The sequence below is a fragment of the Halorussus limi genome (assembly GCF_023238205.1).
Lineage (GTDB): Archaea > Halobacteriota > Halobacteria > Halobacteriales > Haladaptataceae > Halorussus > Halorussus limi.
The window spans coordinates 1,673,643-1,698,428 of sequence record NZ_CP096659.1 but is presented as its reverse complement, the minus strand read 5'-3'; the positions used below and the strand labels follow the sequence as shown (position 1 = coordinate 1,698,428).

Sequence of the window (24,786 nt, the reverse complement as noted above, 5' to 3'; positions counted from 1 at the left end):
GGCGTCCGACTCGCTCGCGCCGACGCCGACCTTTATCCCCGGCGCGGCCGTGACTGCCCACGGGGGAAAAGTGGGTAATGTTATCACAGGGGAGCAAGCTGACAGCGGTACTACTGGTAATCGCGATGCTCGGGTCGGGAGTCGCCGGCGCGACGCTCGGCGGGTCGCCCGCCGACGCGAAACCGCCGACCGCGGCGGCGACGACGCCGAGCGCGAGCGCACAGGACGGAAGCGGCGGCGAGCAGGTCGAGACGAGTTGCGGAGCGACCCCGCCGGAGAACGGGTCGGACCCCGACTCCGACGTCAAAGGCTGGGAGAACGGCATCTGGTACGACGAGTCCATCGACGTGAATCAGGGCGACGGGGTCCAGCAGGGCGAGCGCGAGCGAATCGTCTCGCGGACGATGGCCCGCGTCGAGGCGGTGCGGTGCATCGAGTTCAACCAGAGCGTGCCAGTCTCGGTCATCAGTCGAGAGGAGTTCCGCAACCGAGAGGCGAACCGGAACGCCTCCGAGGGACTCCGGAAGTTCGACAACGGGAAGTTCGAGGCGCTGTTCCTCGTCGGCGAGGACGAGGACTCCCTCGCGGTCCAGAGCGAGAACCGCGGGACCGGCGTCCTCGGGTACTACAGTCCGCAGCGCGACGAAATCGTGGTCATCGCCGAAAGCGCGGAGGACCTGCGCATCGACGAGTTGACTCTCGCACACGAATTGATGCACGCGTGGCAGGACGAGCAGTTCAACCTCTCGGGCGACGAGTTGCAGGGCGACTTTCGCGACGAGGTCAACGCGATAAGCGGTGTGGTCGAGGGCGACGCGAGTTACACCGAGACGCTCTACGAGCGCCAGTGCGGCGCGAACTGGCAGTGTCTCGACGCGCCCGAGCGAGGGGCGGGCGGCCAACTCGCCAACATCGGAGTCTACCTCCTGAAGTTCCAACCGTACAGCGACGGTCCCGCGTTCGTCCGCATGGTCCGGAACGTCGGCGGTTGGGACGCCGTCAACGCGCTGTACGAGGACTTGCCGGCGAGTACCGAGCAGGTCATCCACCCGCTCCGGTACCGGAGCGACCCGCCGACGAACGTGACGCTGAACGACACCGCGACCGGAAACTGGTCGCGCGTGCGAGCGCCCGACCGGCCCGGTTACGCCCGACTCGGCGAGGCCGCGGTGATGATGACGTTCGTCTACCCCTACTACCACAGTCAGGGCCAGACTCAGATCATCCCGGCGAACGAGTGGTTCGACTACAACCAGTCGGGCAACGTCAGCACGTTCGACCCGCTGAACTACGAGTCGAACTACTCGACCGGGTGGGACGGGGACCGACTCCACGTCTACGAGAACCGGAACGGGTCGTTCGGCTACGTCTGGAAACTCGCGTGGGACTCGCCCCAGAACGCCCAGCAGTTCGTGGAAGGCTACGAACGGGTGCTGAAGTACTGGGGCGCCCGGCAGGTCGGCCCGAACACGTGGCGCATCGCCGACGGGAAGTTCGCCGACGCGTTCTACGTGGACACCGACGGCCGGAACGTGACAATCGTGAACGCGCCGACCGTCGAGGGACTCTCGGAGGTCCGGCCCGAGGTCGGACCGGTCACGGTGACGAACGCGACGACGGAATCCGGCGACGCGAACGCGACGACGACCGAGGCCTGACTCGCCGCCGCCCTCTTTTTTGGCGCTCGGGACCGACGCGCCGGTATGGACGAGACGCACGTCGTGACCTGCTTCCTCCGGAATCGAGGCGAGGTGCTGCTCCTGCGTCGCTCCGAGGAAGTCGGCTCCTACCCCGGGAAGTGGGCCGGCGTCGCGGGCCACGCCGAGGGCGACCCGGACGCCGCGGCGCGCGCGGAAATCGCGGAGGAGACCGGCCTGCTCGACGCCTGCGCGCTCGCTCGGGAGGGCGTCACCTTCGAGTTCGAGGACGAAGCCCTCGGGACGCGGTGGGTCGTCCACCCCTACCTCTTCGACTGCGACCGCCGAGACGCCGAGACCGACTGGGAGAGCGCCGAGTCGGAGTGGGTCCACCCGACCGAAATCCGCCGGCGCGACACCGTCCCGAACCTCTGGGCGTCCTACTCGCGGGTCGCCCCGACCGTCCAACAGGTCGCCGACGACGCGGACCACGGGTCGGCGTATCTCTCGGTCCGGGCGCTCGAAGTCCTCCGCGACCGGGCGAGGTCGTTCGCAGAGCGCGCGTCGCGACGCGGCGCGAGCGACGACTGGCCCCGACTCGCGGCCGTCGCCGAGCGCTTGCTCGACGTCCGACCGAGCATGGCCGCGGTCGGCAACCGGGTGAACCGCGCGATGGCCGAGGCGGAGGGCGACCGGAGCGCGGCGGCCGTCGAACGGGCGGCCCGCGAGGGAATCGAGCGCGCCTATCGCGCGGACGAAGGGGCCGCCGAGAACGCCGCCGACGAAATTCGAGGCGACCGCGTCCTGACGCTCTCGCGGTCCGGCACCGTGCTGGACGCCCTGCCCGCTGCCCGGCGGGTGTTCGTCGCCGAGTCGCGTCCGGCACGTGAGGGCGTCGGCGTCGCCGAAGAACTGGCCGCGAACGGCGGGAACTCCGAGGGCTCCGGTCCCCGCGTGACGCTCCACACCGACGCCGCGATTTCGCACGTGCTGGCGACCGAGGACGTGGACGCCCTCGTCGTCGGTGCGGACGCGGTACTGCCTGACGGGCGCGTGGTGAACAAGACCGGGACGCGGGGCGCGGCGCTCGCGGCGAATCGAGAGGGCGTTCCGGTCTACGCCGTGGCCGCGAGCGACAAGGTCCGGACCGACGACGCGGTGCATCTGGAGGACGGCGACCCCGAAGCGGTCTACGACGGCGACGCCGGAATCGAGGCGCTGAACCCGACCTTCGACGTGACGCCCGCGAGCGCGGTTTCGGAGGTCATCACGGAGCGCGGCGCGTTGGACGAGCAGGGAGTCTCGGCCGTCGCGACCGAACTCCGGGAGCTTTCGGCGTGGCGCGACGGCGAGTGAGGCGTCCGTCGTCGTCCGACCGAATCCGCGGCGCGACGACGGTTCGATGCCCACTGCGTGAGCCTTTTTACGCCGCCCCGTCTACTCTCGCTCGGCGGCAGTGACGAGGGTTACCCCCACTGAGCCCCTTGTGACGAGGCCTTTCATCCGAGCCGCCTTCTGCGACCCGAAGATTCAACGGCTGAGGCGACCGACAGTGAGCCATGCAGGTACGACGCCTCGGCATTCACGAATCCGTCAGTGCGGTCTTTCCGCCCGAACGACTCCGCGACGCGCTCTCGGACGCGGACCCCGCAGTGCCGGTCGTCGGCGACGACGAACTCGGCGACTGCGACGCGGTCGTGACCTTCGCGTACTCCGACGCGTTCCTCGACGCCGACCTCCGGTGGATTCACTCGATTCAGGCCGGGTACGACCGGTTCCCGCTCGACACCTTCGAGGAGCGGGGCGTCGCGCTGACCAACAGCACGGGCATCCACGACACCAGCGTCGGCGAGTTCGCGGTCGGACTGATGCTCTCGTTCGCGCGCCGCCTCCACACCTACGTCCGGAACCAACAGTCCCGGGAGTGGAGCCTCCCCGCGTGGGACGAACCGTTCACGCTCGACGGCGAGCGCCTTTGCGTCGTCGGTCTGGGCACGCTCGGGCAGGGAATCGCCGAACGCGCCGACGCGCTCGGCATGGAGGTCGTCGGCGTCCGGCGCTCGGGCGACCCGACCCCGCACACTCAAGCGGTCTACACGCCGGACGACCTCCGCGAGGCCGTCTCTGACGCCCGGTTCGTCGCGCTCGCGGTCCCGCTGACCGACGAGACCGAGGGACTGGTCGGTGCCGAGGAGTTCGACGCGATGCGCGAGGACGCCTACCTCGTCAACGTCGCCCGCGGGCCGGTCGTCGCGGAGGACGAACTGGTCGCCGCGCTCCGGGACGACGAGATTGCGGGCGCGGGTCTCGACGTGTTCGAGGAGGAACCGCTCCCCGACGACTCGCCGCTCTGGGACTTCGAGGAGGTACTCGTGACGCCCCACCGCGCCGCGGCCGAGCGGGACTACTACCGCCACATCGCCGGGTTAGTTCGGGAGAACGTCGAGCGCGTGACGGAGGGCGAGGAGATGACGAATCGCGTGGTGTGAGACGCGGAATCCGAACGGAAGTCGAGACGAGGGGTCCCGGCCGAGTTCACCCGCAGAACTCGACCGCCGCCTGCGTCACGATGTCGGCCACCTCGACCACCTCGTCGGTGTAGACGAATTCGCCCGCGCCGTGGATGTTCTCGCCGTCCGGGCCGACGATGACCGTCGGCAGACCCGCCCGGTCGCCCAGATAGTTGAAGTCGCCGACGCTGGCGAAGTAGCCGAGTGCGGGGTCCGCGCCGGTGACGCTCCGGGTCGCGCCCTGTAAGGCCCCGACGAGTTCGTGGTTCTCGTCGGTGACGTAAGGACCGTACTTGATGCCGGGGTCCGGGGCCTCGCGGAAACTGATTTCGACCTCGCTTTCGAGGTCCAAGTCCGCGACCGCCCGTTCGGCGTCGGCGCGCACGTCCGCCTCGCTCTCGCCGATGACGACGTGGCGGTCCACCATCAGGTGGGCGCGCTCGGGCACCGAGAGGGTCTGGCTCCCGGAGTTCAGCATGAGCGGGCAGACCGACCCCTCGCCCAACTTCTCGTGGCTCCCGACCTCGATTTCGGTCAGGCGCTCGGCGAGTCGGCCGGCGTCCACCAGCGCGCTGACGCCCTTGTGGGGTTGCGAACCGTGGGCCGCCTTCCCCTTGACCGTGATGTCGTAGAGGTAGCGCCCGCGCGCCCCGAGCAGGAGCGCGGGGTTGTCGAGGTCCTCTTGGGCGAGGATGGGACCCGGTTCGGTCACGATGGCGGCGTCGCATTCGTCGGTGATGCCGTCCCGGATGAGTCGGTCGGTGCCGAGGCCGTAGGGCCCTTCCTCGTCCACGACCGCAGTGAGGAGGACATCGCCGCGCAACTCGCCGTTCGCCTCGACTTCCGCGAGCGCCTCGAAGGCTTTCATCACCGCCGCGAGACCGCCCTTCATGTCGCAGGCGCCCTGCCCGTAGAGTTTGCCGTCCTCGATGCGGCCCGAGCAGGGGTCCTCCTCCCAGTCCTCGACCAGTTTCACGGTGTCCATGTGGGCGTTCAGCAGGAGCGTCGGCGCGTCGGGGTCGGAGCCTTCGAGCCGCGCGATTACGTTGTCGCCCTCGTACTCCGTAATCTCGGGTTCGCTGACGCGGTGGTACTCGGGGTCGAGGTCCCGGTCGTCCAGCCACTCGTAGACGAACTCCGCGAGGTCGTGTTCCTCGAAGTAGGGACTCGGAATCCGGACCATCTGCTGGAGCAGGTCGACGGTCTCGTCGGGGTCCACCGCGAGTTCGGGGCCGGCTTTCGCGTCGGCGTCGGCGCTCGTTCCGGTCTCAGTCATCGCTCGCACCTCCGACGTTCTCGTCGCCCACGCCGACGCTCTCGTCGGCGGCGCGCCCGACGTTCGGGTCGTACTCGTCCGAGGCGACGCCCGGCAGGGTGTCGAGGATGGCCTGCACGTCGGTTCCCTTGCGCTCGCCGCGGTACCAGTAGACGCTGAAGATGACGATTCCGACCGCCAGCCACGGCAGGTAGACCGCGAGCGTCGAGAGCGCCGCGAAGTCGAGCGCGACGAGCGCGCTCCAGTTGGCCGCCTGCGTCAGCAGGCCGACGGAACCCAGTCCCCCGACGGCGACCGGGAGGTAGAGCCACTTGCCGGGATTGAAACCGGCCGTCGCGGCCTTCTCGGGGTCGGTCGCGTAGAGATAGCCCGCGGCGACGGCGACGGAGGCGTACGCGATGAGGTAGCTGAACGTCGCGATGGCGAGCGCCTGATTCAGGCCCGCGCTCCAGAAGGTCAGACTCGCCGCGACGACGTACAGCGTCAGCAGCGACCAGTGGGGCGTGCCGAATCGGTCGCTGACCGCCGAGAACTTCGCGGGGAACACCTCGTCCCACGACCACGAGTAGGGCATCTTGATGCCCGCGGCCATCACCGCGTGGACCGACGAGGCGGTGGCGAGCAGGCCGCCGAAGGCGACGACGGCGGTGCCCGCGTCGCCGAGGAACGCCTCGGCGGCGGTAGCCAGCGGACGCGCAGAGTTCGCGAGCGTCGTGTAGTCGCCGACGACGCCGTAGATGACCGCCGCGGTCCAGACGTACAGCACGATGAGCACGAGCGTCCCGCCCGCCATCGCCAGCGGGAGGTTCCGCGAGGGGTTCTTGACCTCCGCGCCCATCTGCCCGGCGACGGCGATGCCGATGTAGGCGTAGAACAGCGGGACGGCGGCGGCGACGAACCCGTCGAAGCCGCCGGTGAAGAACGGCTGGTAGTTCGCCATATCGACGTTCGCCGTCCCCGGAATCACCAGCACCAGAATCGACAGCATCAGCACGCCGAAGATGACGTTCTGCGAGACGCTGTACCCCTTCGTCCCGACGAGGTTCACGAGGAAGAGGACGGTCAGCAGGGCGAACCCGGCGAGCGCGGGGTCCACCGAGGGGTAGAACACCTGCAGGTAGCTCCCGAATCCGATAGCGAGGACGGCGTCGGCGGCCATGTAGCCGAGCCACTTCGACCACGTCACGAGGAAGCCCGGAAGCCGACTTCCGAACGTCCGGGAGACGTAGGCGTACGACCCCGCGGCCGCCGGGAAGATGGTGGCCATCCAACTGTAGTTGATGGCGATGCTCATGGCGAGCAGACCCGAGAGGACGACCACGAGGATGACGCTCGGTCCGGTGGTCGCGCTCGCGGTGCCCAGCGTGACGAACAGTCCCGCGCCGAGGGTGCCCGCCACGACGGTACTCATCGCGGCCAGCGGTCCCATGTCGCGCGAGAGGCTCCTGTCGTCTCTCGATTGTGATGTCATACCCTATCATAGTCCGATAGGCCGGGAAAGCCCCCGTGCCTAGAATGGAAGGGTCCCGGAGAAGAGCCGATAGCGCTGACATTTCGGAGTCAGAGACGGGAGTACGGTCGTTTAGAACCTCGCCCGCTCGCGGTCCGCGTCACCGAGTGCGAGTCGGGAGAAATCGGAGAGAACGGGGCCGTCAGTCCTCGCCGAGGAGTTTCACTTCGGCCTTCCGGAGGTGTTCGAGCAGGGTCGCCTTCGAGATGTCGAGGTCGGCGGCGAGTTCGGTCGCCGAGACTTCGCGGGGCCACGTGTAGTAGCCCCGCTGGCGGGCGAGTTCGAAGACTTCGCGCTGGCGGGCCGAGAGCGCGTCGGTCCGGAACATCCCGCTCCCGGAGCGGGGAGCGGTGATGAGTTCGACCGCCACGTCGGCGTCCATCTCCTCGCGGACCGCGTCGATGCGCTCGTGGACCGCGTTCCGACTCCCGTCCACGATGACGGTCCAGTACTCCCGGCCGTCGTACATCCGGACCGGTTCGTCCGGAATGAACCCCCGCGAGACCAGCGCGTCGTTGATGCTGTTGTCCATGTCGTACCGGACCACGATGCCCCGACTCGCCGTGCCGGGTACCTGCGTGTCGGCGTCGGCGTGGGGGTCGGCGGTCTCCCAGACCGAGTCGGTCAACTCAGAGGCCCGTATCTCGGCGAGCAACTCGTCCACCTCGTCGGTCGAGTCGCCGTAGGCCGTGAATCGCCCGTTGGCCTTCCCGTCGATGCGGTGGACGCCGTGGCCGAGTAGACCGCCCGCGGCCCGGTCGGTCACCTCCAGCGTCCAGCAGTCGGGGTGCCAGATGTCGAGCGTGAGTCGCAGTCCACCCGTGTTATCCTGTACCATCCCTCAGTGGAGCGGACGAAATCCCCGCGTAAATAGCTGTCTTTCAGCCCCTCTCATAGACGGGGGTGAGCCTTTGGGCGAGTCGTCCGTGCCAAACCGTCATGGACCTCTACGACGCCTTCGACGCGCCGGTTCCCGCGGTCGTCCTCGCGGAGGGCGAGTTCGGAACCACCGAGGGCAAGACCGCGAACGGCGTAGTGATGCACGGCGAACTGTTCGAGGCGAAGGCGGTCGTGGATTCGACGCGGGCCGGGCGGACCGCCGCCGAGGTGCTCGGCCGCGAAGGCGTCCCGGACGTTCCCGTCGTCGCCTCGACCGAGGAAGCCCTCGACGCGGCCCCCGACGCCGAGGCGCTGGTAATCGGCGTCGCGCCCGCGGGCGGCGAACTCCCCGACGAGTGGGTCGCGGACATCAAACGAGCGATGCGGGCGGGATGCGACGTGGTCTCGGGTCTCCACACCTTCCTCTCGGAGGACTGCCAGTGGCGCGACATCGCCGACGAGTTCGGGGTCCGCCTGTTCGACGTGCGGAAACCGCCCGCCGAGGACGAGTTGCGAGTCGGCGACGGCCGGGTGGACGACCTCGACGCGACGGTCGTGCTGACGGTGGGCACCGACTGCGCGGTCGGCAAGCGCACGACCACCTTCGAACTCTACCGGGCGGCCAAAGCGGCCGGACTCGACGCGGGATGGGTCGCGACGGGCCAGACCGGCATCATGGTCGGCGCCCACCGCGGCGTCGTCGTCGACCGCGTGCCCGCCGACTTCACAGCGGGCGTTGTCGAGGATTTGGTCTGTTCGGTCGCCGAGGACTACGACGTCGTGTTCGTCGAGGGGCAGGCCGCGCTGACCCACCGCGCCTACTCGGGCGTCACGCTCTCGCTCCTCCACGGCGCGAACCCCGACGCCGTCGTGCTGGTGGACGACCCCCAACGCGAGGGCCGGGCCGACTTCGAGCGGTTCTCGGTCGCGGGCGTCGAGCGCGAGGCGGCCGCCGTCGAAGCGCTGGCGGACGGCGAGACCGAGGTCGCGGCGCTCTCGACGTGGGGCGACGCCGACGAACAGTCGGCCGCGTGGGGGCTTCCCGCCGGGAACGTCTACGACGAGGGCGGTCCGGAGCGACTCCTCGACGCCGTGTTGGACGCGGTCTGAGTCGTCTGATTCTGTCTCTCAGTTCGAAGCGGACAGTACTGCTCGCGTCGTCCGAATCAGAGCCGAGTAACGTGGCTACTCGACGTCGCTGTCCGAGATACTCACGTCGCCGGCGTCGATGTCGAACGCGAAGTACGACCTCGCTCGCTGGAGATACGCCGTCGCGAGATAGCCCGGTGGTCGCGTCGTGTGTCGGGCGTGGTACTCGTCCATTTGCCGGCGTACGCGGTTTCGCGCGAGCGTGACGAACGAGTCCGTCGTCTCGGGGACGGGGTCACAGACCGCGTACCGGCCGGAGTCGCGCACCCGGTCGACGATTCGCTGGTGGGGCGCGTCGAGGTCGCTGTAGACGAGCGGATACAGGTGCGAGGCTCGGTTCTCGGAGAGTGTTACGGGTTCGAAGTCGATAGTCGTCCTCTCGGTTCCGCGACACTCGGAGGACGGAGACGACGGTGACGACTCCGACGGTATCGGGGACTGTACTCCCGTGGTACAGCCGGTAAACGCGGTAGCGAGACCTGCCACCCCGACGCGGAGGAGTTCACGACGAGACGCATCACTCACGATATCCGACACGTGCGGCCGGGCCGTAATATGCCTTCCGTCCCCGCTATCTCTCCTTCTCGGGCGCCATCCCGGCGTGGTCGTCGGCTTCCCGGACGCGCCACATCCGCGCCCGGAGGTCGTCGGGCATCGCGGGCACGTCGAGGTCGGGGACGCGGTCGAGTTCGTCGGCCGGGACCGGGAACTGCCTGAGGTCCTTGTGGAGCGCGATACCGGCGTACGCGCCGTCGCCGAGCGAGACGGGCGTCTGGTTCTGGCCGTGGGTCACGTCGCCGACCGCGTAGACCCCCGCGACGCTGGTCTCGCGGTCGTCGTCCACCGCGATGGCCCCGTCCTCCCGGAGGTCACACCCGAGGTCGGCGGCGAGTTCGTTGTTGTACTCCTTGCCGTAGACCGCGAACCCGCCGCCGTACTCGCGGGTGTGGCCGTCGGCGAACTCCAGTCCGCCGAGCCACGGGTCGTCGTCGCTCCCTCGTCGTTCGTCGCCGCTCCCGCGGTCGGGGTTCTCCTCGGCGAACGCGTGGTCCACGCGGTCTTCGACCACTTCGACGGGGTGGGCCTCGACCTGCGCGGCCGCGTCGTCTCCCCACGTCGGGTCGGCGTCGTTCAGCAGGAGGTCCACGTCGTCGGTGAAGTTCAGGAGCATCATCGCCATCCCGGCCGCGTGGTCGTCGTGACCGAGGACGAACACGGGTTCGTCGCCGAGCGTGTAGGCGTCGCAGTGCAGACAGTAGTGGAGGCCCCTGCCGGTGAACTCCCGCAGACCTCGGACGTTGGGGGGCGTGTCGGTGAACCCGGTGGCGAACACGACGCGGTCGGCCCGGAGCGCCACGCTCTCGCCGGTCACGCGGAACCGGGTGTCGTCGCTCTCGTTCTCGAAGTCGGTTTCGGCGTCGTCGCCCTCGGCTCGCGCCACGTCGCGCACGTCGTCCCGGTAGTAGTCCGCGCCGTACTCCTCGAGTTGGTCGATGGCGAGTTCCGTAATCTCGCCGCCCGACGCGTCCTCGGAGACGCCCAGCAGGTTGTGGACCGACGCGACCGACTCGTAGCGGCCGCCCTCGCGGTCGACCATCGCGGTCCGGTGGCCCAGTCGGGTCGCGTAGAGCGCGGTGGTGAGTCCCGCCGGCCCGCCGCCGACGACGACCACCTCGTAGGCCGGAGTCTGAGTCATTGTCCGCAGTACGGGCGTGGGCGTGTTCCGACTTGGGGCCGCGCCGCGCGGCGGTCCGCCAGTCTCGGCGGCCGAACTCTGCGGGTCGGCTATCAGGTCGTCGTCGGACACGAAAATGTTTCTTTAAGGCCCCTATATATGTGTCTCGGACAGATATTTCTTTCCCGAGGCGGGCGCTCGCTTCGACGACCGGCCCGGCACGCGCCAGCGACGCATCCGACCCAGCACACGCCGGCGACGCCTCCGAACCGGCGCGTGCGGGAACGGCCTCGGGTCTACGAGAAGAACTTCAGCAGGTCGTCGCGCTTGGCCTCGTGGAGGTGGTCCTTGACCGCCTCGTTGAGCGCGTCCACGTTCCCGCGCTTCGCGCTAATCGGCGCGATGGTGTCCTGCCACTGCTTCCACGGCGGGTGCAGTCCCAACCGGTCGCAGAGTTCGTCCAGGCGCTCGTCCTGGTCGTCGACCTTGTCCATCTTGTTGACCGCGACGACGGTCGGGATGCCCACGTCCCGGAGGAAGTAGAACATCTCCACGTCGTAGGGCACCTCGTCCTCGCCCGAGTGACGGTCGATGATGTCCACCGCGCTCTTGCCGTCCACGACGAGGACCCCGACCAGAATCTTGTCGGCGTTCTCCTCGATGTAGCGCACGATGTTCGTCTTTATCTGCTCGCGCTGTTCCTCGGGCACGCCGGACATGAAGCCGAACCCCGGCAGGTCGGTCAGCACGAAGTCCTCGCTGGTCCAGTCGTAGTGGTTGGGCGACCGCGTGACGCCGGGTTTGCTCCCCGTGTCGAAGGTGTGGCCGGTAATCTCGCGCATCAGCGTGGACTTGCCGACGTTCGACCGGCCGACGAAGACGACTTCGGCGTCGCGGCCCGGGCGACTCTCGAACATAGGTTTTGTTGCCGGTCACGGGGTTTAACGGGCGTGGTTCCCGCGGCCCCGAGTCCGGCGACCCGCGGCCGACGCGCGAAACCCGGTCTCCGTCCGTGTGCCGCGGCTTATTTACACTCACCGTACCATCTCCGAACACATGCGGCTCGTGCAGGTTTCGATTCCGGCGGGCAAGCGAGAGTTGGTCTCGAACGTCCTCGAAGAGGAGGGCGTCGACTACATGCTGACCGACGAGACCAGCGGCCGGGAGTACACCGCCATCGCGTACTTCCCGCTGCCGACCAGCGCCGTCCAGCCGATTCTCGACAAGTTGCAGGACGCCGGACTCGGCGAGGACCCTCACGCGGTCATCATCGACGCCGAGACCGACACCTCCCGCCAGTATCAGGAACTCGAACAGCGATTCGCCGAGGAGAACGACAACCCCTCGACCATCGCCCGCGAGGAGATTCGGACCGAGGCCCGCGAGATGACCCCGGAGTTCCCGACGTTCGTGGCGATGACCGTCATCAGTTCGGTAGTCGCCACCGCGGGGATGCTGCTCGACTCCCCGGCGGTCGTCGTCGGGTCGATGGTCATCGCGCCGCTCATCGGCCCGGCGATGGGCGCGAGCGTCGGCACCGTCCTCGGCGACCGCCAACTGTTCCGCCGAGGGGTCAAGTACCAGTTCATCGGCGGTTTCGCGGCCATCGCGGCCGCGGCCGTCTTCGCGGTTATCGTGCGCTACGGCCTGTTGATTCCGCCGGGAACAGACGTTCTCGACATCTCGCAGGTAAGCGGGCGACTCACGCCCGACTTCCTCTCGCTCGCGGTCGCCATCGGCGCGGGCGCGGCGGGCGTCCTGAGCCTCGCCTCCGGCGTCTCGGTCGCCATCGTCGGCGTGATGATCGCCGCGGCGCTCGTCCCGCCCGCCGCCGCGGTCGGCATCGCCATCGCGTGGCAACAGCCGCTCGCGGCGGTCAGTTCGCTGGTCCTCGTCCTCGTCAACATCCTCTCCATCAACCTCGCCGGACTGGTCGTCCTCTGGTATCTGGGCTACCGGCCGAAAAACTGGTTCACTCGGAACGAGACCCGGACGGCGCTGTTCAAGCGCATCGGCGTCCTCGTCCTCCTCATCGGCCTGCTGTCGCTGTTCCTCGGCGGCGTCACCTTCACCAGCATCCAGAACGCCACCTTCCAGAATCAGGCCCAAGAAGAGGTAGAGAGCGTCATCGGCGAGACGGGGTCGCCCTACGAGGACGCCCGACTCTTCGGCACGGAGTTCAAGGCGGGCAGTAGCCTCCCGTTCGACCGGTCGCGCCGGGTGGTCGTCACCGTCGGCAAACCGCCGGGCGAACGGTATCCCGGCCTCGCGGAACTGTTGAGCGAGCGCATCAACCGCAACACCGGTCACGAGATAGACGTGCAAGTTCGGTACGTCGAGTACGACGACGACGACCCCGACACGCGGTCTGGGGAACGAGCGCCCGAGGGATAGGTCAAACCGTCGTTTCACTCATACAGAGCTTTTTGCCGACCGGCGGCGTACCGAGTGTCGATGTCGCGGAAACTACTCGCAACGGTGGGGGTCGCGCTCCTGCTGGTGACGGCCGGATGCGCCGGCAGTCTCGACCCGGCGGCGAGCGCGAACGCACAGACGGACCAGACCAACCAGACCGACAGCAGCGGCGAGACCATCGCCGTCTCGGCGTCCGGACAGGCCGAGGCCGAACCCGACCAAGCGGTGCTACAGGTCGCGGTCCTCGCCAGCGGCGACGACGCGAACGCGGTCCGGGAGCGACTCGCCCAGAACGCGACGCGGATGCAGCGAGCGCTCCGGAACGCCGGCGTCGCCGAGGACCAGATTCGGACGGTGCAGTACGGCATCGACCAGCAGTACCGCGAGGAAGACGGTGAACGGCGACCCGTCGGATTCCAAGGCGTCCACGCCTTCGAGATTACCCTCTCGAACGTGAGTCGCGCCGGGCCCGTCATCGACGCGGCGGTGTCGAACGGGGCCGACCGAGTCGACAGCGTCCAACTCACGCTCTCGGAGGAGCGCCGCCGAGAGGTCCGGGCCGACGCGCTCCGGAACGCGATGGAGAACGCTCGCGCCGACGCCGGCGTCCTCGCCGAGAGCGCGAACCTGACCGTCACGGGCGTCCACACCGTCTCGACCGGCGACGTCGGCTTCAGTCCCGTCAGGGCCGAAGCGCTGACCGCCCAGTCGGCGGACGCCGGAACGCAGATCGAGTCCGGTCCCGTCACCGTCACCGCGCAGGTGTCGGTGACGTACAACGCGACCGGGTAGCCCGGTTCGCTCTGTCGCGCGTCGCGGCCTGAATCCTTTTCCTCCGGAATACCGTGGCTTCTCTGTGCGCCTCATCCACGTTCTGATTCCGGCCGAGCGGCGGGGCCCGATTCTGGGCGCGCTCGACTCGAAGGAGATAGACTACGCCGTCCTCGAAACCGACGACCGGACGAGCGAGGAGGTGATGGTCGAGTTTCCGCTCCCGAGCGACGGCGTCGGCGACGTGATGGACGCGCTCGAAGACGCGGGACTCGAAGAGGACGAGTACACCGTCATGGCCACGGCCGAGACCGCCTCGACGCCGAACATGGAGCGGTTGCAGAACCGATACGCCGACGACTTCGACCCGCTGACCCGGAAGGAACTCCGGTCGAAGGTGCGAGACATGGCCCACGACCGGAACTCGTTCGTCTGGATGATATTCCTGAGCGCCATCATCGCCACCGCGGGGCTACTGCTCGACTCCCCGGCCATCGTCGTGGGGTCGATGGTCATCGCGCCGATGGTCGGACCGGTCCTGACCGCGAGCACGGGAGCGGTCACGGGCGACCGGCGCATGCTCGTGGACAGCATCAAGATGCAGGCGCTCGGGTTGGTCGTCGCCACCGTCAGTTCGCTGGCGTTCGGCTACCTCCTCAAGTCCTTCTCGTTCGTGCCGCAGTTGCAGATTACGGCGCTCGCTCAAATCAGTTCGCGCGTCGCGCCGAGTCTGCTCACGGTCGCGGTCGGCCTCGCCGCGGGGAGCGCCTCGGCGTTCGGCGTGACGACGAAGGGACCGACCTCGCTCATCGGCGTGATGATAGCCGCGGCGCTGATTCCCGCGGCCGCGACGACCGGCGTCGCCGTCATCTGGGGGTTCCCGGTCGTCGCGGCCGGGTCGCTGGTCCTGCTGCTCGTCTCGCTGGTCGGCATCAACGTCGCCGCGTTCGCCACGCTCTGGTATCTGGGCTACCGGCCGAACGGCTTCGACCGGAAGCTCTGGGCGGCCGAGAGTCGCAGGGAGGCCGCGATTCTCGCGGTCTCGGTGCTGGCGATTCTCCTCGTCGTCGTCGGGGCGAGTTACGGCACCTACCAGCAGATTACCTACCAGCGGACCATCAATCAGGAGGTGAGTTCGGTCCTCGACAACTCGGCGTACAACAACCTCACCTACGTCTCGACCAACACCGAGTACGCGTTCACCGCCGGGCAGTTGGAGACCGAGTCCGTGACGGTCACGGTCAGTCGCACGTCCGACCGCGAGTACCCGCAACTGGCGACCCGGCTTCAGCGGCGCATCGACGCCGCGACCGCTCAGAACCCCTCGGTCCGGGTCCACTTCGTGGACTACGAGGTCGCCAACTCGTCGCAGGCGTCGCTTTCGGGGCCGCGTTCGGAGACGCTACCGTCCCGAGACTCGACGCTCAGACGTTCTATCGGAGGACTCGGTGCGTCCTACTCGCCGTCCTCGAAGGGGAGTTCCGGTTCGTAGCCGGTCGCGTCGACCGCGGCATCCAACACCTCGTCGACGTTCTCACCGCTCTCGACGCTCATGTACGCGTCGGCCTCCACGTCGGTCGAGAGGTCCGACTTGTTGCAGACCGTCAGCACGTCCACGTCGCCGAATCGCTCGGCGAGGGCGTCCCGGAGTTCGAGTTGCGCGTCGAGGGGGTAGCCGCAGTAACCGCTCGCGTCGACGACGAAGACGATGGCGTCCGCGAGGTGAGTCAGCGCGGAGACCGCCTGATTCTCGATGTCGTTGCGCTCGTCCTCCGGGCGGTCAAGCAGGCCCGGCGTGTCCACGATTTGGTACCGGATGTGGTCCTTCTCGAAGTGACCGACGCGGACGCCCTTGGTCGTGAAGGGGTACTCCGCGATTTCGTTCCGGGCGTTCGTGACCGAGTTGACGAACGACGACTTGCCGACGTTGGGGTAGCCCGCGACCACGATGGTCGGTTCGTCGGGGTCGATTTCGGGGAGTCGCCGGAGGTCCTGGTGGGCCTGTCCGACCCGGAGGAGGTCGTCCTCGACCTCCTCGACGATGTCCGCGAGGCGGGCGAACCCCTGCTTGCGAATCTTGCGGTCGGCGTCGGCGTCGCCCGTGAGTTTGCCCTGATACTCCCGGCCGATGTTGTGGGTCTTGCGACTGGCCCACTGGATTTCCGACAGGCTCTGGCGCAGTTCGTCCACGTCCACGATGGCGTCGGCGAGTTCGTAGTAGAACGGGTGGACCTCGTCGAAGTCGGGCCACTCCGCGGCGACGTTCTGGAGGTTGTCGCTCAGGATGTTGGAGGCGGTCTGGAGCATCGACTGCTGGGCCTCCGCGCCGCTCTTGGCCCGTCCGGCCCGCGCGGCCCGCGAAAACGCCTTGTCGATGAGTTCCTCCGACGTGGGTGTCGTCGGTAGGCTCTCGAAAATCATAGAGATAGATAGGGTCTCGTGGGCTTAAAAGGGCGTCCATACGAGCGTGTGCGAACTACCGAAATCCGGCGTTCCGGCCGCGCGACAGAACGAGCGAGACGTACTCCCACCGCTGTCCGGCAGTGGAATGCGGTGAGCACTCTCCGTTCGACCACCCACGTTGAAGTACCATCTTGTTTTACAACTCGATAATGAATGGCGGAGAAGACTCTACTCGGACCGACACTCGAACTCCGGCCCCGGTCGAGAAACCGGTCGCGCTGACCGTCGCGGGGAGCGATTCGGGCGGCGGCGCCGGCGTACAGGCCGACCTGAAGACCATCGAGGCCCACGACGCCTTCGGAACGAGCGCCGTCACTGCGGTCACGGCCCAGCACACGCGCGGCGTCGAGTCCACCCACGTCCTGCCCGCCGCGGAAGTCGCGGCCCAACTCGACGCCGTGACCGACGACTTCGACGTGCGGGCCGCAAAGACCGGGATGCTCGCCACCGCGGAAATAGTGGAACTCGTCGCCGACCGCGCGGCCGCGGCCGACTTCCCGGTCGTCGTGGACCCCGTGATGGTCGCCACGTCCGGCGACCGACTGCTCGACGCCGCGGCCGAGGACGCCTACGCGGACCTCGTGAGCGAGGCCACGCTCGTGACGCCCAACGCCGACGAGGCCGCCGTGCTGACCGGCGTGGAAGTCGGTGGCCGAGAATGCGCCGTCGAGGTGGGCGAGCGCCTGCTCGCGACAGGTGCGGATGCCGCGCTCGTGACGGGCGGGCACGTCCCCGACCCCTCCGAAGGGCCAGGTGAGACGGTCCGGGACATGCTGGTGACGCCCGACGGGACCCGGACCTTCGAGCGCCCCCGAATCGACACCGACGCGACCCACGGGTCGGGGTGCGCGCTCTCGGCCGCGATTGCGGCCCGACTGGCGCGCGGCGAGTCGGTTCCGGAGGCGGTCGAAGCGAGCGCGGCGTTCGCGGCGCGCGCAGTCCGGTACCACCTCGACGTGGGCGAGGGGCCGGGCGCGGTGCACCACGCTGTCGAGGTGCGAAACCGCGCCGCGCGGGAGGCGACCGCCGAGGCGGTCCGCGGGGTCGTCCGGGAGTTCGTGGAGGCCGACGTGTCGGCGCTCGTCCCCGAGGTCGGAACGAACGTCGTCGGCGCGACGCCCTACGCCGAGTCGGTCGGCGAGACGGCGGCCGTGGAGGGCCGAATCACCCGAACGTTCTCCGGCGTGAAACCCAACCGCGACGTGCGCTTCGGCGCGTCGAGCCACGTCGCGCGCTTCCTGCTCGCCTGCCGGGAGTTCGACCCCGACCTGCGATTCGCCGCGAACTGCCGGTTCGATTCAGACGTGGCGGCCGCGCTGGAGCGTCTGAACTGGCCGGTCGCGGAGTACGACCGGGGGTCGGAACCGGAGGGCGTGAAAGAGCGGGAGGGGTCCACGATGCAGTGGGGCGCGCGGCGGGCGTTCGAGGCGGCGAGGTCGGCGGACGGCGAGTCGTCGGGCGACGGAACCCCCGTCGCGGTCGTGGACCGAGGCGAGGTCGGGAAGGAGGCGATGACCAAGGTCGTCGCGCGGGACGGCGAGGAACTGGCCGAGCGAGTGCTGGCGCTGTCGGAGGCGCTCTGAGCGTCGGGGGTCGCACCGACCGCATCACTGTTAGGAACGGACGCCCAACTCCGAACGTGACCGACGCTGACGCGGACTCGGAACTCCGGTCGCTCGTCGCCGACCTGCACGTCCACCTCGAAGCGACCGCGGAGTTGCCCGTCGAGACGCGAGCGAGCCAGTGGCTCGGCGAGGCCGAGGCGGTCTGCGAGGACGCCGTGGGACCGGACGTTCCGGAGGCGGTCGTCGAGAAGCGCGTCGAGCAGGTCGGGATGCTCCTCTCGAACGTCGAGCGAACGGGAAGCGAGGCCGCCGACGAGCGAGTCGCGGCGGCCCGCGAACTGGTCGAAGAAATCGAGTCGCGACTCTAGGCCGCCTGCTGCATCATCTGGCGGCAGGACTCGGCGCAGTCGTCCAGCACGTCGGCGCAGACCTGACAGTGGTCGTGGTCGTGGCGGCGACACTCCTCGGCGCACTCCTCGCAGGCCCCGGCGCAGGCCTCCGCGAGTTCGTCGCTGTAGTTGGAGTTGCGCGCCATGAACCGCGCGTGTTCGCTGGCGAGGTCGGCCACGTCCCGACAGAGTCGGATGCACTTGGCCATGTCCATGTCCTCGTCGAGACACTCGTCGGCGCACCACTCGCAGGCCTGCATCGCTTCGAGGCAGTTGTCCATGCACTCTTCTTCGGCGTCGCTCAGGTTGAGTTCTGCTAGTGCCATCGCATCGAAACGACACGGTAGCGACCGCCTTACGCTCGGTGGCTAAAAATCTGAGGCTGCGTTCGCTGGTCTCGCACCGGGTCGGCGCTCACGCTCCCATCTCGGACCCCATCTCCGCGGGGTTCATCATCCCCTCCTTGACGCCGAAGTGGATGAGGAGGAGGTTGACGGGGTAGGCCGCGAGCAGCCCCATCGTGAGCGAGAAGACCAGACTGGTCCAGAACAGCACGTCGCCGAGTCCGGCCTCGCCCGCGAGCCAGATGTCGGTGCTGATGGCGACGATTTCCATCACGGTGATGCTCGCGGTCTCCGAGTAGAAAGCGTCCCAGAGCGCCTCGCGCAGACCGATGCCCTCCTGCATCAGCGGCCCGACCGTCAGCAGGTAGCCGAAGAGGTACGCCAGCGCGAAGGTGAGGACGACGGTCCCGGTCGTCTTGAACGCCAAGAGACCGACGGCCACGGAGACGCCCAGCACCTCGCCGGTGCCACACCCCGAGTAGCAGTGACTGACCGACCGGAACCCCTTGCGCCAGAACGAGTCGTGGTCGATTTGGGTCCGGCCCGAGTACCAGTAGCCCACGAGACCGAGCGGTCCGGAGTACAGCACCGTGAAGCCCCAGACGAACTTCATGAGGCTCTTGAGTTCCGAGTTGTTCTTCCAGAGGTCCCAGACGAGGACGCCCAACGAAACCGCGACCAGCGCGCCCCACGCCGTGAGATACGTCGGGTTCGTCAGCACGTTCTGTAGCGCCTGTTGGATTCCCATGTCCGAAGGGACGGGCTTCAGGCTTTACGGGATTGTGGCTAAAACGCAATTCCGTCGCGGCGTCGGTGGGCCATCGATTTCCGAGGTTCACCCACTCATCGGTCTTGGTTTCGAAACTCGATGCCGAAACGAATCCACAATCGAAGGGGAAAGTCCGAAAAGGGACGACCCGCTAGAGGAGACTATGACGAAACAGATAACCGTCGAAGGCATGAGCTGTGGCGGCTGCGAGGAGACCGTCGAGAACGCGCTCCGCGACGTACCGGGCGTCGAAGACGCCGAGGCGGACAACGAGTCCGACAGCGTCACCGTCGAGGGCGAGGCGTCGGACGAGGACCTCGCGGCGGCCGTCGAGGACGCGGGCTACACGGCGAAGGTCTGAGATTCGGCGCCGATTTCGACCTTCCGCGACCCAACCGTAGGTGCGACCGACGACTAGTTTTTGTTCGCCGACGCGACGCTTCGGAAGCGACGGCTGCGGTCCGCTCGTCGACCGCCCGAACCCGCACCGTTTTAGTCGCCGACGCCCCTCCAACTCGACTATGACTCTACCCGCACGGACCCTCCGGGGAGGTGGCCGCCGTGTCCCGACCTGACGGCGAGGTCGGGGGCATCGTCGGCGAGTTCTTCTCGCTCAAGGACGAGACCGACGCCGACTATCTCGTGATGCAGGTCGGGGACTTCTACGAGTTCTTCGGCGACGACGCCGAGGAGGTCTCGGACCTGCTCGACCTGAAGGTCTCCCAGAAGTCCTCTCACGGGTCGAACTACCCGATGGCCGGCGTCCCGGTGGACAAACTCACGCCCCACCTCAAGCAGTTGGTCGAGCGGGGCTACCGGGTCGCGGTGGCCGACCAGCACGAGACCGCCGACGGTCACGCTCGCGAAATCACCCGCGTCGTGACCCCCGGCACCCTGCTGGAGACGACCGACGCCGACGCCCAGTACCTCGCCGGGGTCGTCCGGGCGGACGACGAGCGCTACGGACTGGCGTTCGCCGACGTGACCACGGGCCGGTTCTCGGTCACGGCAGTCGAGGAGTCGGACCCCGACGCGGCGAGCGACCGCGCGTTCACCGAACTCTACCGGTTCGACCCCGTCGAAATCCTGCCCGGCCCGGAGGTCCGCAACGACGACGCCTTCCTCGACCGGGTGCGCGAGCGCACCGACGCGACGCTCACGCTCCACCGCGCCGACGCCTTCGCCCCCGGACGGGCGACCCACGAGACGAAAGAGCAGTTCGGCGACGAGACGCTGGCGAGCATCGGCTTGGCCGACGGCGGGACGGGCGCGAGCGGTCGCGGCGACAGACCCCAGATTCAGGCGGCGGGCGCGCTCCTCTCGTACGTCGCCGAGACCGGCACGGGCGTGAAATCCTCGATGACCCGACTCCAGAGCTACGAGGGCGACGACCACGTCTCGCTCGACGCGACGACCCAGCGCAACCTCGAACTCACCGAGACGATGCAGGGCGACCGGGACGGGTCGCTGTTCGCGACCATCGACCACACCGCGACGAGTCCGGGCAAGCGACTCCTGAAGGAGTGGCTCCAGCGGCCCCGGCGGGACGTGCCGACGCTCCGTCAACGCGCCGACGGCGTGGCCGCATTCGCGAACTCGGCGCTCGCCCGCGAGACGGTGCGCGAGACGCTGGAGGGTGCCTACGACCTCGAACGACTGGCGAGCAAGGCGGCCCACGGGAGCGCGGACGCCCGCGACCTCCTGCGGGTGCGCGAGACGCTGGCGCTCCTGCCCGAAGTCGCCGACGCCGTGGCGAGCGACCCGACGCTGGCCGACTCGCCGCTCGCGGAGGTCGCGTCTCGCCCCGATCGCGAGGCGGCCGCCGACCTCTGCGAGGAGTTAGACGCGATCGTGGAGGACCCGCCGGGAACCGTCACCGAGGGCGGTCTCTTCCGGCGCGGCCACGACGAGGAGTTGGACGACCTCATCGAGCGCCACGAGGAGGCCGAGGAGTGGATAGCGACCCTCGACGACCGCGAGAAGCGCGAGACCGGAATCACCCACCTGCAGGTTGACCGCAACAAGACCGACGGCTACTACATCCAAGTCGGCAACTCCGAGACCGGGAAGGTGCCCGACCGCTACGACCGACTCAAGAGCCTGAAGAACTCCGAGCGCTACACCACCGACGAATTGAACGAGCGCGAGCGACAGATTCTCCGTCTCGAAGAGCGGCGGGGAGAGTTGGAGTACGAACTGTTTGCCGAGTTGCGCGGGCGAGTCGCGGAAGCGGCCGACCTCCTCCAGTCGGTCGGTCGCGCTCTCGCGGAACTCGACGCGCTGGCCTCGCTGGCGGTCCACGCCGTCGAGAACGACTGGGTCCGTCCGACCCTGCGCGAGACGGGGGACCTCGACATCGAGGCGGGGCGCCATCCCGTCGTGGAGCGAACGACCGAGTTCGTCCCCAACGATTTGCGGATGAGCGAGGACAGGCAGTTCTTGGTCGTCACGGGGCCGAACATGTCGGGGAAGTCGACCTACATGCGACAGGTCGCGCTGATAACCCTGCTCGCCCAAATCGGAAGCTTCGTCCCTGCGGCGGCCGCCGAAATCGGCGTCGTGGACGGTATCTACACCCGGGTCGGCGCGCTGGACGAACTCGCGCAGGGCCGGTCCACCTTCATGGTCGAGATGCAGGAGTTGAGCAACATCCTCCACTCAGCGACCGACGAGTCGCTGGTGATTCTGGACGAGGTCGGCCGGGGAACCGCGACGTACGACGGCATCTCCATCGCGTGGGCCGCGACGGAGTACCTCCACAACGAGATTCGCGCCAAGACGCTCTTTGCCACCCACTACCACGAACTCACGACGCTCGCGGACCACCTCGACCGCGTGGAGAACGTCCACGTCGCCGCGGACGAGTCGGACGGCGACGTGACCTTCCTCCGGACCGTCGAAGACGGGCCGACCGACCGCTCGTACGGCATCCACGTCGCGGACCTCGCGGGCGTGCCCGACCCGGTGGTCGAGCGCTCGCAGGGCGTGTTGGAGAAACTCCGGGCCGACGAGGCCATCGAGACCAAGGGCGGGAGTTCCGGCGGGACGAAACAGGTCGTCTTCGACGTTGGAAGCGGCGAGTTGAAGTCCGGAGGACCCGAGGAGCGCGGAACTGGCGAGCGCCAGACCGGCGAACGGGGAAGCGACGGATTCGGGTCCGAGCAGCGCGGAACCGGCGGATGTCCCGAGGCGGGGGCCAACGCCGACGCCGTCCGCGAGAAGTTCGGCGAGGACGCCGAGGACGTGTTGGCGGAAATCGCCGACCTCTCGGTCAGCGACACCGCGCCGGTGGAACTCCTGAACCGAGCGCAGGAGTGGCAGGAGCGACTGGACGGCGAGTGAGCGCCGCGGCGGACGCGAGCGTCACCGGATTGACCTGCGGCGTCTGGCGAGGCGAACCATTTTTCCCCTGTTTCCGCGAAACTCGAATCGAATGGCAGACGGCAGTCCGGACGAGACGACCCCCGAACGCGAGTGGGTGGACCCGCCCGAGTCGTTCGTCGCGAACGCGAACGTGACGGCGGCCGACCGCGACGCGTTCCGGGAGGCGGGGTGGCCCGAGTGCTGGCGACGGCCCGCGGACCTGCTGGACTGGGACCGCGGATTCGACGCGGTGCTGGACGACTCCGAGGAGGGGCCGACCCGCTGGTTCCCCGGCGGGCGACTCAACGCGGCGCACAACTGCGTGGACCGGCACGTCGCGGCCGGGCGCGGCGACGAGACGGCGGTCGCGTGGGAGGGGAAACTCGGCGAGAGTCGGACGTACACCTACGGCGAACTCGCCGACGAGGTGAACGCCTTCGCGGCGGCGCTGCGCGAGTTGGGCGTCGAAGCGGGCGACGTGGTGACGCTCTACCTGCCGATGATTCCCGAGTTGCCCGTCGCGATGCTCGCCTGCGCTCGCATCGGCGCACCCCACTCGGTCGTGTTCGCGGGCTTCTCGGCCGACGCGCTGGCGACTCGGCTCTCCGGGGCCGACTCGCAGTTTCTGGTGACGTGCGACGGCTACTACCGGCGCGGGGCCGCGCTCGACCTGAAGCGGCGGGCCGACAACGCCTGCGTCTCGGTCGACCACGCGGTCGAACAGGTCGTGGTCAACCGCCTCGACGACGAGCGCGCGGCCGGCGACCACCACGTCTACGCCGACCTCGTCGCCGACCACGAGGGCGCGACGGTCGAACCGGTCGCCCGCGAGGCCGACGACCTGCTCTTTCTCATCTACACCTCCGGAACGACCGGCGAACCGACGCTGGTCCGCCACACCACCGGCGGCTACCTCACTCACGTCGCGTGGACCGGCCACGCGGTCCTCGACTTGGGTCCCGACGACACCCACTGGTGTTCGGCCGACGTGGGGTGGATTACCGGCCACTCCTACGCGGTGTACGGGCCGCTCGCGCTCGGGGCGACGACCGTGCTGTACGAGGGGACGCCGGACCACCCCGAGACCGACCGCCTCTGGGAGATAATCGAGCGCAACGGCGTCGACGTGTTCTACACCGCGCCCACCTCCATCCGGGCGTTCATGAAGTGGGGCGAGGAGCATCCCGAGCGTCACGACCTCTCGTCGCTGCGCCTGCTGGGCACGGTCGGCGAACCCATCGACGCGACGGCGTGGCACTGGTACCGCGACCACGTCGGCGACGGCGAGTGCCCGGTCGTGGACACGTGGTGGCAGACCGAGACCGGCGGCATCGTCCTCTCGACGCTCCCCGGCGTGGACCGGATGCGCCCCGGCGCGGTGGGCAAGAGCCTCCCCGGTATCGAGACCGCGGTGGTGGACGAGACGGGCCGCCGGGTCGCCGCCGGAGAGGCGGGCCAACTCGTCGTCACGCGCCCGTGGCCGGGGATGGCCCGGTCGCTCTGCGAGGGGAGCGGGTGGGGCGCGCGCCGGACCCGAACGGTCGAGGGCGAGTGGCAGTACGCCACCGGCGACAACGCGGTCCGCGACGAGGACGGCTACCTCCACCTGCTCGGCCGGGCCGACGACGTGCTGAAGGTCTCCGACCGGCGACTCAGCACCGCCGAGATAGAGCGCGCCATCGTCGGCGTCGACGGCGTCGCGGAGGCGGCGGTGGTCGTCGGCGCGGACGACGACGCCGCCCACCGCTCGGAGATTCACGCCTTCGTCAGCCCCGAGTCGAACGTCGCGGGCGACGACGCGCTTCGCGAGAGCGTCGGGGCGGCCGTCGAGGAGGCCATCGGCCCCATCGCGGTCCCCGACGCGGTGACGTTCGCGCCGTCGCTCCCGAAGACCCGGTCGGGGAAGGTGGTCCGGCGGTATCTGGCGGCCATCGCGAACGGCGAGGACCTCGGCGACACCAGCGCGCTCCGGAACCCGGAGGTCGTCGGCGAACTGGAGTCGCTGTTGGACAGGTAGCTTCCGGCGGTGTTTCGCTGTTCTGTGGAAATACGAAACGAGATGCTGGTGGGA

At 68.6% G+C, this 24,786-nt stretch carries 21 protein-coding genes; 12 read left to right on the top strand and 9 right to left on the bottom strand.

Going from position 1 to position 24,786, the window contains the following annotated elements; translation table 11 throughout:
* The first annotated feature begins 77 nt into the window (after positions 1-77).
* The 3 genes from M0R89_RS08680 to ddh all read left to right on the top strand — a co-directional run bounded on the left by M0R89_RS08680 (position 78) and on the right by ddh (position 4,126).
* Complete coding sequence (locus tag M0R89_RS08680) at positions 78-1,658, top strand: Hvo_1808 family surface protein (RefSeq protein ID WP_248652151.1); 1,581 nt, start codon at positions 78-80, stop codon at positions 1,656-1,658.
* Positions 1,659-1,703: 45 nt separating this feature from the next.
* Positions 1,704-2,993, top strand: a complete 1,290-nt coding sequence (locus tag M0R89_RS08675) for an eIF2B alpha/beta/delta subunit family protein (protein ID WP_248652150.1) — start codon at positions 1,704-1,706, stop codon at positions 2,991-2,993.
* Between the two features lie 203 nt (positions 2,994-3,196).
* Positions 3,197-4,126, top strand: coding sequence for a D-2-hydroxyacid dehydrogenase (ddh, locus tag M0R89_RS08670; RefSeq protein ID WP_248652149.1), 930 nt, complete (start codon positions 3,197-3,199; stop codon positions 4,124-4,126).
* Positions 4,127-4,172: 46 nt separating this feature from the next.
* On the opposite strand, the gene M0R89_RS08665 is transcribed toward ddh, so the two are convergent.
* From M0R89_RS08665 to M0R89_RS08655, 3 genes are all read right to left on the bottom strand, one after another.
* Entirely contained in the window at positions 4,173-5,423 is a 1,251-nt protein-coding gene (locus tag M0R89_RS08665) for a M20 family metallopeptidase (protein ID WP_248652148.1), read from the bottom strand.
* Positions 5,416-6,894, bottom strand: a complete 1,479-nt coding sequence (locus M0R89_RS08660) for an APC family permease (protein WP_248652147.1) — start codon at positions 6,892-6,894, stop codon at positions 5,416-5,418. The genes M0R89_RS08665 and M0R89_RS08660 overlap by 8 nt, the downstream gene beginning before the upstream one ends.
* A 181-nt stretch (positions 6,895-7,075) precedes the next feature.
* Positions 7,076-7,771 carry a helix-turn-helix domain-containing protein gene (locus M0R89_RS08655; protein ID WP_248652146.1) on the bottom strand — a complete coding sequence of 232 codons (696 nt, stop codon included), beginning with the start codon at positions 7,769-7,771 and terminating at the stop codon, positions 7,076-7,078.
* A gap of 101 nt (positions 7,772-7,872) precedes the next feature.
* On the opposite strand from M0R89_RS08655, the gene M0R89_RS08650 reads away from it, so the two are divergent.
* Positions 7,873-8,922, top strand: coding sequence for an N-acetyltransferase DgcN family protein (locus tag M0R89_RS08650; protein ID WP_248652145.1), 1,050 nt, complete (start codon positions 7,873-7,875; stop codon positions 8,920-8,922).
* A 75-nt stretch (positions 8,923-8,997) separates the two neighbouring features.
* On the opposite strand, the gene M0R89_RS08645 is transcribed toward M0R89_RS08650, so the two are convergent.
* From M0R89_RS08645 to engB, 3 genes are all read right to left on the bottom strand, one after another.
* A complete protein-coding gene (locus tag M0R89_RS08645; protein ID WP_248652144.1) occupies positions 8,998-9,486 on the bottom strand; it encodes a hypothetical protein in 489 nt (162 codons plus the stop codon).
* Between the two features lie 46 nt (positions 9,487-9,532).
* A complete protein-coding gene (locus M0R89_RS08640) occupies positions 9,533-10,768 on the bottom strand; it encodes an NAD(P)/FAD-dependent oxidoreductase (protein WP_368408864.1) in 1,236 nt (411 codons plus the stop codon).
* Positions 10,769-10,932: 164 nt separating this feature from the next.
* Positions 10,933-11,553, bottom strand: coding sequence for a GTP-binding protein EngB (gene engB / locus M0R89_RS08635; RefSeq protein WP_248652143.1), 621 nt, complete (start codon positions 11,551-11,553; stop codon positions 10,933-10,935).
* 139 nt (positions 11,554-11,692) lie between these two features.
* On the opposite strand from engB, the gene M0R89_RS08630 reads away from it, so the two are divergent.
* The 3 genes from M0R89_RS08630 to M0R89_RS08620 all read left to right on the top strand — a co-directional run bounded on the left by M0R89_RS08630 (position 11,693) and on the right by M0R89_RS08620 (position 15,314).
* On the top strand, positions 11,693-13,030 hold the full coding sequence (locus M0R89_RS08630; RefSeq protein WP_248652142.1) for a TIGR00341 family protein: 1,338 nt from the start codon (positions 11,693-11,695) through the stop codon (positions 13,028-13,030).
* Positions 13,031-13,090: 60 nt separating this feature from the next.
* Entirely contained in the window at positions 13,091-13,843 is a 753-nt protein-coding gene (locus M0R89_RS08625; protein ID WP_248652141.1) for an SIMPL domain-containing protein, read from the top strand.
* Between the two features lie 64 nt (positions 13,844-13,907).
* A complete protein-coding gene (locus M0R89_RS08620) occupies positions 13,908-15,314 on the top strand; it encodes a TIGR00341 family protein (RefSeq protein WP_248652140.1) in 1,407 nt (468 codons plus the stop codon).
* Here M0R89_RS08620 and M0R89_RS08615 read toward each other — a convergent pair.
* On the bottom strand, positions 15,278-16,243 hold the full coding sequence (locus tag M0R89_RS08615) for an NOG1 family protein (protein ID WP_248652139.1): 966 nt from the start codon (positions 16,241-16,243) through the stop codon (positions 15,278-15,280). The two genes, M0R89_RS08620 and M0R89_RS08615, sit on opposite strands and share 37 nt — an antisense overlap.
* Positions 16,244-16,434: 191 nt before the next feature.
* Between M0R89_RS08615 and thiD the strand changes: the two genes are divergently transcribed.
* Together thiD and M0R89_RS08605 are read left to right on the top strand one after the other, a co-directional pair.
* The gene (gene thiD, locus M0R89_RS08610) at positions 16,435-17,868 is read left to right on the top strand and encodes a bifunctional hydroxymethylpyrimidine kinase/phosphomethylpyrimidine kinase (RefSeq protein ID WP_248652138.1); all 1,434 of its coding nucleotides are present in this window, start codon (positions 16,435-16,437) and stop codon (positions 17,866-17,868) included.
* 56 nt (positions 17,869-17,924) lie between these two features.
* Entirely contained in the window at positions 17,925-18,218 is a 294-nt protein-coding gene (locus M0R89_RS08605; RefSeq protein ID WP_248652137.1) for a DUF8152 family protein, read from the top strand.
* On the opposite strand, the gene M0R89_RS08600 is transcribed toward M0R89_RS08605, so the two are convergent.
* Both M0R89_RS08600 and M0R89_RS08595 read right to left on the bottom strand, forming a co-directional pair.
* Complete coding sequence (locus M0R89_RS08600; RefSeq protein WP_248652136.1) at positions 18,215-18,565, bottom strand: four-helix bundle copper-binding protein; 351 nt, start codon at positions 18,563-18,565, stop codon at positions 18,215-18,217. The genes M0R89_RS08605 and M0R89_RS08600 overlap by 4 nt on opposite strands.
* A gap of 88 nt (positions 18,566-18,653) precedes the next feature.
* Positions 18,654-19,331 carry a DUF4396 domain-containing protein gene (locus M0R89_RS08595; RefSeq protein ID WP_248652135.1) on the bottom strand — a complete coding sequence of 226 codons (678 nt, stop codon included), beginning with the start codon at positions 19,329-19,331 and terminating at the stop codon, positions 18,654-18,656.
* A gap of 184 nt (positions 19,332-19,515) precedes the next feature.
* Here M0R89_RS08595 and M0R89_RS08590 point away from each other — a divergent pair, with 184 nt between their 5' ends.
* The 3 genes from M0R89_RS08590 (at position 19,516) to acs (ending at position 24,732) form a co-directional block, all read left to right on the top strand.
* Positions 19,516-19,713 (top strand): heavy-metal-associated domain-containing protein, encoded by a 198-nt coding sequence (locus tag M0R89_RS08590; RefSeq protein WP_248652134.1) that lies wholly within the window; start codon positions 19,516-19,518, stop codon positions 19,711-19,713.
* Positions 19,714-19,904: 191 nt separating this feature from the next.
* Positions 19,905-22,694 carry a DNA mismatch repair protein MutS gene (mutS, locus tag M0R89_RS08585; protein ID WP_438267680.1) on the top strand — a complete coding sequence of 930 codons (2,790 nt, stop codon included), beginning with the start codon at positions 19,905-19,907 and terminating at the stop codon, positions 22,692-22,694.
* Positions 22,695-22,785: 91 nt separating this feature from the next.
* The gene (gene acs / locus M0R89_RS08580) at positions 22,786-24,732 is read left to right on the top strand and encodes an acetate--CoA ligase (RefSeq protein ID WP_248652132.1); all 1,947 of its coding nucleotides are present in this window, start codon (positions 22,786-22,788) and stop codon (positions 24,730-24,732) included.
* The last annotated feature ends 54 nt before the right edge of the window (positions 24,733-24,786 follow it).